Origin of the sequence: Amycolatopsis camponoti, from assembly GCF_902497555.1 — a bacterium.
In the GTDB taxonomy this organism is placed as follows: domain Bacteria; phylum Actinomycetota; class Actinomycetes; order Mycobacteriales; family Pseudonocardiaceae; genus Amycolatopsis; species Amycolatopsis camponoti.
In genome coordinates, this window is sequence record NZ_CABVGP010000003.1 from 931,358 (window position 1) to 945,253 (window position 13,896).

Below are 13,896 nucleotides of genomic sequence, written 5' to 3' on the forward strand. Positions count from 1 at the left end.
TCCGAACCGGTCGCGCCTCAGCGGCGCTTCCGGCCCGACTTCCTGGTCGAGTCTTTGAGAAGGCCCGGCACCCCCGTGCCGTTGTCCTTCGAGCCGTTCGAGCCGTTCTGGCCGCTCGTGTCGGCCGGTGCCGGAGCAGCTGCCTCCGCGGCCTGGGCGGCGGCCTCCGCGGGCGAGGTCTGGGCGAAGCCGTGAGCCGAGCCCGCCTTCGTGACCTTCTTCTGCGAGCCGCCCTGGGCGGGCTGGTTCTTCTTCTGCTGGACCGGCTTCTGGCCGACCTTCGGCGCGGTCGGCTTCTGTCCCGGCTTCGGGCCGAGCGACGCACGCTTCTCAGCGGCCTCCGCCTTGCGGGCCGCCTCTTCCTTGTCGATCTTCGTGTAGACGAGACGCTGCTGCATCAGGGTCCAGCCGTTGTTCGCCAGCCAGTAGAAGAGGAGGCCGAGCGGGAACAGCGCACCGAAGACGAGCACACCGAGCGGGAAGACGTACATCGTCAGCTTGTTCATGATCGCGGTCTGCGGGGTGGCCGACGCGGCGTTCTGGCGGGCCACCGAGTGCCGCGCGGTGAGGTGCGTGGCGATCGACGCGATGATCATCAGGGGCAGCGCGACCGGGAGGACGCCCCACTGGAAGCCGACGTTCGCGGCACCGCCGCTGACGACGCCGACACCGTTGTAGACGGCCTCGCCGAGGTTGACGCCGAAGAGCTTCGCGCTGACGTACGAGTGGACGTCGGCCTGGGAGAAGAAGTAGTTCTCGGTCTTCGGGCCGCCACCGGGAGGCGGCATCGTGAAGGCGCGAAGCACGTGGTTCAGGCCGATGAACACCGGGATCTGCAGCAGCATCGGCAAGCAGCTGCCGAGCGGGTTAACGCCGTGCTCGCGCTGGAGCTTCTGCATCTCCTGCGCTTGGCGCTGCCGGTCGTTGGCGTACTTCTTCTGGACCTTCTTCATCTCCGGCGCGAAGTCCTGCATCTTCTTCATCGACCGGACCTGGTTCACGAACGGCTTGAACATGATGCCGCGGACCGTGAACGTCAGGAAGATGATGCCGAGGATCCAGGAGATCGCCGTGGCTTCCCCGAAGACGAACCCGAAGACCTTGTGCCAACACCAGAGGATGAAGGACACGGGGTAGTAGATGAAATCGAGCACTGCTGCTACTCCTCGATCGGTGTTTCAGGTCTGCGGTAGCGCCACGAGAACTTCTCGGGTACCGGGTCGCGGCCGGGAGGTGTCCACGGACCGCAGCGCAGGAGCCGGCGCAGCGCGAGGTAGGAGCCGCCGGCGGCACCGTGCCGGGTCAGGGCTTCGACTGCGTACGCGCTGCAGCTCGGGTAGAACCGGCAAGCCGGCGGGAGGAAGGGCGAGATCGCCTTGCGGTAGAGCTTGATGGGGAGCAACAAGACCCAGGCGACGGGACCGGGCCGCGGGGGCGCGGTCTCCACGTCGTGGTCGTGCTCGGGAGTGGCTTGCATGCCGGTCACACCGCTGATCCGTGGTCGGGGGCCGCGTCTTCAGGACGCGTCGGGCGCGGGGCATCCCCGGCCGGACGGTGAGACGGCGATAGTCCCAGCCGACCTGACACCAGTCCGAGACGACGCAGTGCGGCGTCGAGATCGGCTCCGAGTTCCGCGCTGGACGCAGTCGCGGACGGCGGCAATGCCCGTACGACCAACGCACTGCCGGCGGGCAGGGTTCCGAGCCGGGCGGAAACGAGATGACGCAACCGGCGGGTGACACGGTGGCGGACCACCGAGTTCCCGACGGCCTTGCTCACCACAAAACCCGCCCTGGCCGCCGACACTGTGCCATCGAACTGCACAGCGTCGGCGGCCTCGGACGGGTCCGTGGTCAGTGCGTGGACGACGAGGCGACGCCTGCCTGCCCTGGACCCGCGACGCAGAACCACGCGGAAGTCCTCACTCCGCCGCAGACGTGCGGCAGCCGGCAGCACGGCGCGCCCCGACGAGCCGGATCAGGCCGACAGCGCGGCGCGGCCCTTGCGACGGCGGCCCGCGAGGATGGCCCGGCCGGCGCGGGTCCGCATGCGCAGGCGGAACCCGTGGGTCTTCGCGCGGCGGCGGTTGTTCGGCTGGAAGGTGCGCTTACCCTTGCTCACTGCTTCTCCTGTGTGTCGCGTCGGACGCCGGGGTTTCCGCCCCGTCGTCTGGCGTGTCGTGCGGGCGCACGGCAGTCTCTGGTGTCTCCTACCAACGTGTGGCCTCGTCACGACGAGCGACGACAACGTGGGCACGCGAATAGCACCCGTCGCATACGGGAGACCTTACGAGGGTACGCACCCCCGTCGGGCGGCCGGTAAGCACCCCCTCGGCCACGGTCTGCGACGAGGTCCGCGAAGTCGAGATCATCGACGCCGCGGCACCGAATGGCAACACGCCGTACACCGTGAAATGCTTGCGACCCAGGATGCCTTGTGGCAGCGGGCGGGGCTTGTTAGCGTGCCTCTCTCGGGTCACCGGTCGAGGTGCACGAGTAGCCGGGTGGTGGAGTGCCCACCTGCGTACGACGAGCCCGCAGGTGGCGTCGCCGCGGGTCGCCGTACATTAGTGCACAGCTGTGGACAACTATGTGGATATTCGCTGTGCCGATGCACACGCTGGTCCGCGAGGGGCGCCGGACCGTGTGACCAGGGGCGTCGGCCGTCCACGCCGACGAGGGGAGGGGAGCCGAACAGGTGTCGGAGCACCAGCACAATCTGGGCGTCATCTGGGAACAGGTGGTACGCGAACTGTCCGACGGGACCCTGTCCCCCCAGCAGCGCGCGTGGATGCGCGTCACCCGCCCGATCGGCCTGCTCGACGGCACCGCGCTCCTCGCCGCCCCCAGTGACTTCGCGAAGGAAGCGATCGAACGCGGTCTGCGCGGCGCGATCACCGACGCGCTTTCCCGGCGGCTCGGCCGCGCCATCTCGCTCGCGGTGAAGGTCGACAGCACCGAGACGGTCGCCCCGGTGCCCGCCCCCCACTACGTGCCGTCACCCGGCCGGGTGGAAAACGGTGCCGTCCCGGAGCCGGCGCCCGTGCCTCGGCCGGGCCCCGGTCCGATGCTGCCGCCGCCGCGTCCCGAACCGACGCCGCCGCTGCCCCCGCACCAGTCCCTCGCGCCGAAGCACGACGACGGCGACGACACCGATGAAGAGGTCGACGAAGAGGGCGAAGCGCTCGCCGCCGTCCACGAGATCTGGCCGACGTTCTCCGGCCAGCCGATCGCCGGCCAGCCCTACACCGCGCCGGCGCAGCCGCAGACGTCGAAGACGAAGCTGAACGAGAAGTACACGTTCGACACGTTCGTCATCGGTGCGTCCAACCGCTTCGCGCACGCGGCCGCGGTCGCCGTCGCCGAAGCACCGGCCCGCGCGTACAACCCACTGTTCATCTGGGGTGAGTCCGGGCTCGGCAAGACGCACCTGCTGCACGCGGTCGGGCACTACGCCCAGCGGCTCTTCCCGGGCATGCGCGTCCGGTACGTCTCGACCGAAGAGTTCACGAACGACTTCATCAACTCGCTGCGAGACGACCGCAAGGTCGCGTTCCAGCGGCGCTACCGCGACATCGACATCCTGCTCGTCGACGACATCCAGTTCCTGGAAGGCAAAGAAGGTACGCAGGAAGAGTTCTTCCACACCTTCAACACCCTCCACAACGCGAACAAGCAGATCGTCGTCAGCTCCGACCGCCCGCCCAAGCGCCTCGAGACGCTGGAAGACCGGCTGCGGACGCGGTTCGAGTGGGGCCTGATCACCGACATCCAGCCGCCCGAGCTCGAGACGCGCATCGCGATCCTCCGCAAGAAGGCGGCGCAGGACAGGCTGGCGGTGCCGGGCGACGTCCTGGAGTTCATCGCCTCGCGCGTCGAAGCGAACATCCGAGAGCTCGAAGGCGCGCTCATCCGCGTCACCGCGTTCGCGTCGCTGAACCAGCAGCCGGTGGACGCCGGCCTGGCGGAGATCGTGCTGCGGGACCTCATCCCCGACTCGCACGCCCCGGAGATCACGGCGCCGACCATCATGGGCGTCATCTCCGAGTTCTTCGATGTGACGCTCGACGACCTGTGCGGCCCCGGCAAGACGAAGGCGCTCGCCACGGCCCGCCAGATCGCGATGTACCTCTGCCGCGAACTGACCGACATGTCGCTGCCGAAGATCGGGCAGACGTTCGGCGGCCGCGACCACACGACCGTCATGCACGCGGACAAGAAGATCCGCAAGGAGATGGCCGAGCGCCGGCGCATCTACGACCAGGTGCAGGAGCTGACCTCGCGCATCAAGCAGCGCGCTCGCCAGTAGCACATTCCTTTTACCGCAACGACTTTGGGGCGTCCACGCACTGTGGACGCCCCTTTGTCGTCTTTGGACTGTCCGAAGCACACGTACGCGCGCGAAGCAGCGAAGCCACCTACGCGCGCTTCGCAAACTCGCGAAAATTGTTTGTACACAAGGAAGTTTCCCCATGGTGTGGGCGGATTGCCCACAGCGTCAACGGATCTCTGATCAGCGACGACGCGGAATCCGTCCACACCCCGCCCACAGGTGATCCACAGTGAATCCACACCCTTGTCCACGCTGATTCCACAGGTTGCCCACATTCTGTGCACAGCAGGGCCCGATCACTCGGAAGGGCGATTCGGACCGTGCTGTCCACCCCCAGATACAGCCCCGAACCTGGGGACAACCATGGGGACAACCGGGCCGATCTGTGGACGGATCGGGGGTCGCCCGAAACCATCCACGGGTGGCCCGAGTTGCCCACAGATCCACCACCACGGTTCTCCACACGCCCGCGAGTGCTCCGACCTGCGTAAACGACCTCAATCCACACAATCCACAACGCTTACTACTGCTACTGCCTTTTAGATCTCTTCTAAGAGAGAAAAGATAAAAACAGGCGGAGGACGAAGTTGGGGACAGCCGCGAGAACGTGTCGTCATGTCGACAAACCGAAGACCGGCCCGAGGTGACGCGGGCCGCCGCGACGGCCTAACGTGGACGCCTGCACCTGGTCCGTGCTCCGGCGAGTTCAAGCGGAGGGCGGACCGGCCGGAGGGGGCAGCCGGTCACTGCCCTGCCAGAGCGAGGCCTGGCCCGAGCCGACAGGGGCTCGGTCGTCGAAAGGATGCGCGCATGAAGATCCGCGTCGAGCGTGACGGGCTCGCCGACGCCGTCGCGTGGGTGGCGAGAAGCCTCCCCTCCCGGCCTCCCGTGCCGGTGCTGGGCGGTGTGCTCCTCGACGCCGGTTCCGACGGCGACACCGACGCCCTGACGGTCTCGGGCTTCGACTACGAGGTTTCCGCCACGGTCGGCGTGCCGGCGACGATCGCCGACGGCGGCCGCCTGCTGGTCTCCGGGCGCCTCCTCGCCGACATCACCAAGGCGCTGCCCGCGCAGCCGGTCGAGATCTCCGTCGACGGCGCGCGCGCCACCATCACGTGCGGCACCGCGCGGTTCTCCCTGCCGACCATGCCGGTCGAGGACTACCCGCAGCTGCCGTCCCAGCCCGCCTTCGCGGGCGAGCTCGCCGGCGACGCGTTCGGCCAGGCCGTCACCCAGGTCGTCGTCGCTTCGGGCAAGGACGACACGCTGCCGATGCTGACCGGCATGCGGCTCGAGATCTCCGGCAGCTCGCTGACCCTGGTCGCGACCGACCGGTTCCGGCTCGCCATGCGCGAGTTCACGTGGCAGCCGGCCGAGGGCCTCGCCGACGCCGCGGTGCTCGTCCCGGCGCGCACCCTCGCCGAAGCCGCCAAGACGCTCGGCGCGAGCGGTGCCACGATCCGCCTCGCGCTCGCCAGCGGTGAGGGCCTGCTCGGCCTGTCCGGCTCCGGGCGCTACACGACGACCCGCCTGCTCGACGCGGAGTTCCCGCCGTACCGCCAGTTGCTGCCCGCGTCGCACACCTCACGCGCGGTCATCGACGTGTCCGCTCTCACCGAGAGCATCAAGCGCGTTTCACTGGTGGCGGAGCGGGGGACTCAGGTACGACTGGAGTTCGGGGACAACACGCTGCGGTTGTCCGCGGGCGGCGACGACGAGGGAAGCGCCGAAGAAGAGCTCCAGGTCGAGTACGAAGGTGAGCCGGTGACGATCGCGTTCAACCCGGGTTACCTCGTCGACGGCCTCGGCGCGCTCCACAGCGACCGCGCGGAGCTGACGTTCACCACGCCGAACCGGCCCGCGCTCATCAAGCCCGCCGACCCCGAGGGCAACGTCGTCCCCGGCTACCTCTACCTCCTGATGCCGGTCCGCCTTCCCGGCTGACCCGCACATTTTCCTGAGCACGTAAGGGGATCCGATGGTTCAGCTCGGTCTGATCGGCCTGGGCAAGATGGGCTTCAACATGCGTGAACGGCTGCGCGCGGCCGGTCACGAGGTGGTCGGCTACGACCGCAACCCGGACGTCAGCGACACGACGTCGCTCGAGGACCTGGTGTCCAAACTGGACGCTCCGCGGATCGTCTGGATCATGGTCCCGGCCGGCGACCCGACGCGCCAGACCGTCACCGAGCTGAGCAACCTGCTTTCCGCGGGCGACATGGTGATCGACGGCGGCAACTCGAAGTACACCGACGACAAGCTGAACGCCGACCTGCTGGCCGCGAAGAACATCGGCTACGCCGACTGCGGTGTGTCCGGTGGCGTGTGGGGCAAGGACAACGGCTACGGCCTGATGGTCGGCGGTACCGCGGCCGACGTCGAGAAGGCCATGCCGATCTTCGACGCGCTGCGTCCGGAAGGCCCGCGCGAAGAGGGCTTCTCGCACGCGGGCGACGTCGGCGCGGGTCACTACGCGAAGATGATCCACAACGGCATCGAGTACGGCATGATGCAGGCCTTCGCGGAAGGCTTCGAGCTGCTCGAGGCCGCGAAGGTCGTCAAGGACGTGCCCGCGGTGATCAAGGGCTGGCAGCGCGGCACGGTCGTCCGGTCCTGGCTGCTCGACCTGCTCGTGCGCGCGCTCGACGAAGACCCGGAGCTGGACGACCTCGAGGGCTACGTCGAGGATTCCGGCGAAGGCCGCTGGACGCTGGAAGAAGCGATCAACAACGCGGTGCCGGCGCCGGTCATCTCGGCCGCGCTCTTCGCGCGCTTCGCTTCGCGCCAGGAGCACTCGGCCGCGATGCGCGCGGTCGCCGCACTGCGCAACCAGTTCGGCGGGCACGCCGTGAAGAAGGTCGGCGGATAAGGAGTTCCTGGTGTATCTGCGTCACCTGCAGGTCACCGACTTCCGCTCCTGGCCCCAGGCCGATCTCGCGCTGGAACCGGGGCCGACCGTGCTGGTCGGCCAGAACGGTCGCGGCAAGACCAACCTGCTCGAAGCGATCGGGTACGTCGCGACGCTGGGCTCGCACCGCGTCGCGACGGACGCGCCGCTGATCCGGCACGGCTGTGAGCGCGCGTTGGTGCGGGTCGCGGTGGTCAACGACGACCGCGAGCTGACGGTGGAGCTCGAGATCACCGCCGGCCGCGCGAACCGCGCCCGGGTCAACCGCGGTGCGGTCGGGCGGCCGCGCGACGTGCTCGGGATCCTGCGCACGGTCCTGTTCTCGCCGGAGGACCTGGCGCTCGTCCGGGGCGACCCGGGTGAGCGACGCCGGTTCCTCGACGAGCTCCTGGTGCTGCGCGCGCCGCGGTACGCGGGGGTCCGGGCCGACTACGAGAAGGTGCTGAAGCAGCGAAACGCCCTGCTCAAGACGGCCGGGAAGCGGCGTACGGGTCGCGAAGACCCGTACGCGCTGTCGACGCTGGAAGTCTGGGACGACCACCTCGCGGTGGCCGGCGCGGAGCTGCTGGCCGCGCGCCTGAACCTCGTCGCGGACCTCGGGCCGTACGCGGCCGCGGCGTACATGGGTGTCGCTCCGGACTCGCGTCCGGCGAAGATCTCGTACAAGTCTTCGCTGGGCGAGGCGCTGCCGGAGACGTACGGCGCACCGGATGGGGAGCGGGCGCAACCCGAAGTCCTGAAGGACGTCTTACTCAAGGCGCTCGGCGAGGCTCGCAAGGCCGAGCTCGAGCGCGGGATCAGCCTGGTCGGCCCGCACCGGGACGAGCTGGACCTGATCCTGGGCCAGGCGCCGGCCAAGGGCTACGCGAGCCACGGCGAGTCGTGGTCGTTCGCGCTCGCCCTCCGCTTGGGCAGCTACGAGCTGCTGCGCGCGGAGGCGGGTGAGCCGGTGCTGCTGCTCGACGACGTGTTCGCCGAGCTGGACCGCAAGCGCCGGGCCCAGCTGGCCGAGGTGGCCGCGAGCGCCGAACAGGTGCTGGTGACCGCCGCGGTCGACGAAGACGTGCCCGGCGAGCTGGCCGGATCCCGGTTCGTGGTGGCGGATGGTGAGATTTCGCGTGGCTGAACAGGGCAGAGCAGGGTCGGCAAGATCGAATCGAGCACCCCGTGTGACTGCCGACACACCAGTTACCCACCGATCTGGGGACAAACCTGTGGACAGTGTGGATAAACCCGTGCCCGGGTTATCGCCGCGCGTGACCAAAACGCCGGATCGGCCGCTTGACACCCCCCGCGCGGGGGGTAACCCACGCGGGAACCCCGCTTCGGGCACGCAGAGTGAAGACAGCGCTGCTCCGAACGGGACCACCGGTCGGGACCTCGCCCACGCCGCGCTCGAAGCGGCCAAGGCGAAGGCCAAGGAGCGAGGCACCTCGCCGGGCTATCGGCGTCGCGCGGTCGGCGGCGGGGGCCAGAACCCGCGGCGTCGCCGCTGGTCGGGGCCGGGTGCGGACCCGCGCGACCCGCAGCCGCTCGGCCGGCTCGTCTCGCGGATGGTCGCCGAGCGCGGCTGGAACGAGAGCGTCACGACCGCCCGCGTCTTCGCCCAGTGGGGCCGCCTGGTCGGCGAAGACGTCGCCGAACACGCGCAGCCGGTCGCGCTCAAGGACGGCGAGCTCACCGTCCGCGCCAGCTCCACGGCGTGGGCCACCCAGCTCCGGTTGCTGCAGGGAAAGCTGCTGGCCAAGATCGCGGCGGGGGTCGGCAACGGCGTCGTCAAGCGCATGCGGATCCAGGGCCCGACCGCTCCGAGCTGGCGGAAAGGGCCCCGTCACGTGCCGGGTCGCGGCCCGCGTGACACGTACGGCTGACCCGGCTTGCGTGATGCTCGGTTGAATGCCCCGAGAACGCATCCAGACCTCCCGAGATACGTCAAGACTCGGCTCGAACCGATTTCGTCCGTCTGTGACGCGCTCAGGGGTGTCCTTGCCGCATGCCAGCGGACACGGCCAAGTACACTGGAAGGGAGCGAGTGTCCGCTCGGGCGAGACGAGGAGAAACAACGCCGGTGACCGAGAACAAGAGCGAGTACAACGCGTCGTCGATCACGGTGCTCGAAGGCCTCGAAGCGGTCCGCAAGCGCCCCGGCATGTACATCGGTTCCACCGGTGAACGCGGGCTGCACCACCTCGTCCAGGAAGTCGTGGACAACTCCGTCGACGAGGCGATGGCCGGGTACGCCACCAAGGTCGAGGTTACCCTCCTCGCCGACGGCGGGGTGCGCGTCGTCGACGACGGCCGCGGCATCCCCGTCGACATGCACCCCAAGGAGAACAAGCCGACCATCGAGGTCGTGCTCACCCAGCTGCACGCGGGCGGCAAGTTCGACAGCGACTCCTACGCGGTGTCCGGCGGTCTGCACGGCGTCGGCATCTCCGTGGTGAACGCGCTGTCGACGAAGCTGCTCGCCGAGGTCAAGTACGGCGGCCGCAGCTGGCGCCAGCTCTACACCGACCAGATCCCGGGGCCCCTCGAGGACCTCGGCCCGGCGACCGAGACCGGGACGACGATGACGTTCTGGGCGGACGGCGGCATCTTCGAGACCACGACGTACAACTTCGAGACGATCTCGCGCCGCCTCCAGGAGATGGCGTTCCTCAACAAGGGGCTGACGCTGTCCCTGCGCGACGAGCGCGTCGCCGACGAGGAGACCGAAGCGGACGCCGAAGGCAAGGTCGCCCGCGTCAAGGAGAAGGTCTACTGCTACCCGGGCGGGCTCGAGGACTTCGTCAAGCACATCAACGGCAGCAAGGACCCGATCCACCCCAGCGTGATCTCCTTCGACGCCAAGGGCACCGGCCTCGAGGTCGAGGTCGCGATGCAGTGGAACAACGGCTTCACGCCGTCGGTCTACACGTTCGCCAACACGATCAACACCCACGAGGGCGGCACCCACGAAGAGGGCTTCCGCGCCGCGCTGACCCGTGTCGTCAACACCTACGCGCGCGACAAGAAGCTGCTCAAGGAGAAGGACACCAACCTGACCGGGGACGACGTGCGCGAGGGACTCGCCGCCATCGTCTCGATCAAGCTGGGCGAGCCGCAGTTCGAAGGCCAGACCAAGACCAAGCTGGGCAACAGCGAGGCCAAGACGTTCGTGCAGCAGCAGTCGAACGAATGGCTGGCGGACTGGTTCGAGCGCAACCCCAACGAGGCCAAGACGATCATCAACAAGTCGATCTCGTCGGCCCAGGCGCGGATGGCCGCGCGCAAGGCGCGTGACCTGGTCCGCCGCAAGGGCGCGCTGGAGATCGGCGGCCTGCCCGGCAAGCTCAAGGACTGCCGCTCGACCAATCCGGCGGAGTGCGAGCTCTACATCGTGGAGGGCGACTCGGCCGGCGGCTCGGCCAAGGAAGGCCGCGACTCGATGTACCAGGCGATCCTGCCGATCCGCGGCAAGATCATCAACGTCGAGAAGGCCCGCATCGACCGCGTCCTCAAGAACACCGAGGTCCAGTCGCTGATCACCGCGCTGGGCACCGGCATCCACGACGAGTTCGACCTGTCGAAGCTGCGGTACCACAAGATCGTGCTGATGGCCGACGCCGACGTCGACGGCCAGCACATCACCACGCTGCTGCTCACCCTGCTGTTCCGCTTCATGGCGCCGCTGATCGAGCACGGCCACGTCTTCCTGTCGCGGCCGCCGCTGTACAAGATCAAGTGGCCGCGGGCGGAGCCGGAGTACGCGTACTCCGACCGCGAGCGCGACGCCGTCATCCAGGCGGGTGTCGAGGCCGGCAAGCGGCTCCCGAAGGACGACGCGATCCAGCGCTACAAGGGTCTCGGCGAGATGAACGCCGAAGAGCTGTGGGAGACCACGATGGACCCGGCGAACCGGCTGCTGGGCCAGGTCACGATGGACGACGCCGCCCAGGCGGACGAGCTGTTCTCGGTCCTGATGGGCGAGGACGTCGAGGCCCGCCGGTCGTTCATCACGCGCAACGCCAAGGACGTGCGCTTCCTGGACGTGTAGGCGTTCCCCCGCTCTTTGTCCCGCTAGGACTCTCCACTCGAGAAGGACCTCATGACGGAAACTCTGCCGCCGGCTCCGGAACACGACCGGATCGAGCCGGTCGACATCCAGCAGGAGATGCAGCGCTCCTACATCGACTACGCGATGAGCGTCATCGTGTCGCGGGCACTGCCGGACGTGCGGGACGGCCTCAAGCCGGTCGCCCGCCGGATCCTGTACTCGATGTTCGACTCCGGGTTCCGGCCGGACCGCGGGTACAACAAGTGCTCCCGCGTCGTCGGCGACGTCATGGGCAACTACCACCCGCACGGCGACTCGGCGATCTACGACGCGCTCGTCCGGCTCGCCCAGCCGTGGTCGCTGCGGTACCCGCTGATCGACGGCCAGGGCAACTTCGGCTCCTCGGGCAACGACCCCGCGGCCGCCATGCGGTACACGGAGTCCCGCCTCGCGCCGCTGGCCATGCAGATGCTGGCCGACATCGAAGAAGACACCGTCGACTTCTCCGACAACTACGACGGCCGCACGCAGGAGCCCGACGTCCTGCCGTCGCGGTTCCCGAACCTGCTGGTCAACGGCGGTTCCGGGATCGCGGTCGGGATGGCGACCAACATCCCGCCGCACAACCTGCGCGAGGTTTCCGAAGGCGTCGTCTGGGCGCTGGAGAACCCGGAGGCGACCGACGACGAGCTGCTGGCCGCGCTGCTGGTGCGGGTCAAGGGCCCGGACTTCCCGACCAGGGCGATGATCCTCGGCACGTCCGGCATCGAGGACGCCTACCGCACCGGCCGCGGCTCGATCCGGATGCGCGCGGTCGTCGAGGTCGAAGAGGACGCGAAGGGCCGCACGATCCTGGTCGTGTCCGAGCTGCCGTACCAGGTCAACCCGGACAACCTGGTCGAGAACATCGCGAACCTGGTCCGCGACGGCAAGCTCACCGGCATCGCCGACATCGCCGACGAGTCCAACAGCCGTTCGGGCATGCGGATCGTCGTCACGATCAAGCGCGACGCCGTCGCGAAGGTCGTGCTGAACAACCTCTACAAGCACACCCAGCTGCAGCAGAACTTCGGCGTCAACATGCTGGCCCTGGTCGACGGCGTGCCGCGCACGCTGCGGCTCGACCAGATCATCCGGCACTACGTGAAGCACCAGGTCGAGGTCATCGTCCGGCGGACGAAGTTCCGCCTGAAGAAGGCCGAAGAGCGGGCCCACATCCTGCGTGGGTACGTCAAGGCGCTCGACGCGCTCGACGAGGTCATCGCGCTGATCCGGCGGTCGCCGTCCGCCGACGAAGCCCGGCCGGCCCTGATGGAGCTGCTGGACGTCGACGAGATCCAGGCCACCGCGATCCTCGACATGCAGCTGCGGCGCCTCGCCGCTCTGGAGCGCCAGCGGATCATCGACCAGCTGGCCGAGATCGAGCTGGAGATCGCCGACCTCAAGGACATCCTCGAGAAGCCCGAGCGGCAGCGCGCGATCATCCGCGACGAGCTGATGGCGATCGTCGAGAAGTACGGCGACGACCGGCGCACGAAGATCATCGGCTTCAGCGGCGACGTCACCGACGAAGAGCTCATCGCCGTCGAGGACGTCGTCGTCACCATCACCCGCACGGGGTACGCCAAGCGAACGAAAACCGACCTGTACCGCTCGCAGAAGCGCGGCGGCAAGGGCGTGCAGGGCGCGACGCTGAAGCAGGACGACATCGTCCAGCACTTCTTCGTCTGCTCGACGCACGACTGGATGCTGTTCTTCACGAACAAGGGCCGCGTCTACCGGACCAAGGCGTACGAGCTGCCCGAGGCCAACCGCAACGCGCGCGGCCAGCACGTGGCGAACCTCATGGCGTTCCAGCCGGACGAGCAGATCGCCCAGGTCATCCAGATCAAGAACTACGAGGCCGCGCCGTACCTGGTGCTCGCCACCAAGCGCGGCCTGGTGAAGAAGACCAAGCTCACCGACTTCGACTCGAACCGCTCCGGCGGCCTCATCGCCATCAACCTGCGCGACGGCGACGAGCTGGTCGGTGCGGTGCTGGCGTCGGCCGAGGACGACCTGCTGCTGGTGTCCGCCGCCGGCCAGTCGATCCGCTTCCACGCGACCGACGAGGCGCTGCGGCCGATGGGCCGTCCGACGTCCGGCGTGCTCGGCATGCGGTTCAACGACGGTGACGAGCTGCTCGGCATCAGCGTGGTCAAGGAGGACAAGTTCCTGCTGGTCGCGACGGACGGCGGGTACTCCAAGCGGACGCCGATCGAGGACTACCCGGTCCAGGGCCGCGGCGGCAAGGGTGTGCTCACCATCCAGCACGACAGCAAACGTGGCAGGCTGGTGGGTGCGCTCATCGTCGACGCCGAGGACGAGCTGTACGCGATCACCTCGAGCGGCGGCGTGATCCGCACGCCGGCGGGCGACGTGCGCAAGGCAGGGCGGCAGACGAAGGGGGTCCGGCTGATGAATCTCGGCGAAGGCACCACTCTTCTCGCGGTCGCACGCAACGCGGACGAGCCCTCGGACGTCGCCAACGGTGACACCCCCGAGGATGCGCCGGCTCCGGAAGCACCTGACGCGGGTGAAGAGACGACGGCCACGCCGGAGCAGTGAAATGTGCTCTCCG

Annotated in this window: 11 protein-coding genes; 7 read left to right on the forward strand and 4 right to left on the reverse strand. The window is 68.5% G+C overall.

Annotation, left to right across the window (positions count from 1 at the left end; translation table 11 throughout):
- Window positions 1–17: 17 nt before the first annotated feature.
- The 4 genes from yidC to rpmH are packed head-to-tail and all read right to left on the reverse strand — an operon-like array spanning window position 18 to window position 2,121.
- Window positions 18–1,154 carry a membrane protein insertase YidC gene (yidC, locus tag AA23TX_RS40815; protein ID WP_155548299.1) on the reverse strand — a complete coding sequence of 379 codons (1,137 nt, stop codon included), beginning with the start codon at window positions 1,152–1,154 and terminating at the stop codon, window positions 18–20.
- 5 nt (window positions 1,155–1,159) lie between these two features.
- Window positions 1,160–1,477, reverse strand: a complete 318-nt coding sequence (gene yidD, locus AA23TX_RS40820) for a membrane protein insertion efficiency factor YidD (RefSeq protein ID WP_155548300.1) — start codon at window positions 1,475–1,477, stop codon at window positions 1,160–1,162.
- 5 nt (window positions 1,478–1,482) lie between these two features.
- Window positions 1,483–1,956 (reverse strand): ribonuclease P protein component, encoded by a 474-nt coding sequence (gene rnpA / locus AA23TX_RS40825; RefSeq protein WP_155548301.1) that lies wholly within the window; start codon window positions 1,954–1,956, stop codon window positions 1,483–1,485.
- A gap of 21 nt (window positions 1,957–1,977) precedes the next feature.
- Window positions 1,978–2,121, reverse strand: coding sequence for a 50S ribosomal protein L34 (rpmH, locus tag AA23TX_RS40830; RefSeq protein WP_003082934.1), 144 nt, complete (start codon window positions 2,119–2,121; stop codon window positions 1,978–1,980).
- Window positions 2,122–2,697: 576 nt separating this feature from the next.
- On the opposite strand from rpmH, the gene dnaA reads away from it, so the two are divergent.
- The 7 genes from dnaA (at window position 2,698) to gyrA (ending at window position 13,883) form a co-directional block, all read left to right on the forward strand.
- Complete coding sequence (dnaA, locus tag AA23TX_RS40835; RefSeq protein ID WP_155548302.1) at window positions 2,698–4,308, forward strand: chromosomal replication initiator protein DnaA; 1,611 nt, start codon at window positions 2,698–2,700, stop codon at window positions 4,306–4,308.
- A gap of 834 nt (window positions 4,309–5,142) precedes the next feature.
- On the forward strand, window positions 5,143–6,276 hold the full coding sequence (gene dnaN, locus AA23TX_RS40840) for a DNA polymerase III subunit beta (protein ID WP_155548303.1): 1,134 nt from the start codon (window positions 5,143–5,145) through the stop codon (window positions 6,274–6,276).
- 34 nt (window positions 6,277–6,310) lie between these two features.
- Window positions 6,311–7,201: a phosphogluconate dehydrogenase (NAD(+)-dependent, decarboxylating) gene (gene gnd / locus AA23TX_RS40845; protein ID WP_155548304.1), complete on the forward strand. Its 891-nt coding sequence runs from the start codon at window positions 6,311–6,313 to the stop codon at window positions 7,199–7,201.
- A gap of 10 nt (window positions 7,202–7,211) precedes the next feature.
- Complete coding sequence (gene recF / locus AA23TX_RS40850; RefSeq protein WP_155548305.1) at window positions 7,212–8,366, forward strand: DNA replication/repair protein RecF; 1,155 nt, start codon at window positions 7,212–7,214, stop codon at window positions 8,364–8,366.
- 130 nt (window positions 8,367–8,496) lie between these two features.
- Window positions 8,497–9,111, forward strand: a complete 615-nt coding sequence (locus AA23TX_RS40855; RefSeq protein WP_155548306.1) for a DciA family protein — start codon at window positions 8,497–8,499, stop codon at window positions 9,109–9,111.
- Between the two features lie 197 nt (window positions 9,112–9,308).
- Window positions 9,309–11,276, forward strand: a complete 1,968-nt coding sequence (gene gyrB / locus AA23TX_RS40860; RefSeq protein ID WP_155548307.1) for a DNA topoisomerase (ATP-hydrolyzing) subunit B — start codon at window positions 9,309–9,311, stop codon at window positions 11,274–11,276.
- A 51-nt stretch (window positions 11,277–11,327) separates the two neighbouring features.
- Window positions 11,328–13,883, forward strand: a complete 2,556-nt coding sequence (gene gyrA, locus AA23TX_RS40865) for a DNA gyrase subunit A (protein WP_155548308.1) — start codon at window positions 11,328–11,330, stop codon at window positions 13,881–13,883.
- The last annotated feature ends 13 nt before the right edge of the window (window positions 13,884–13,896 follow it).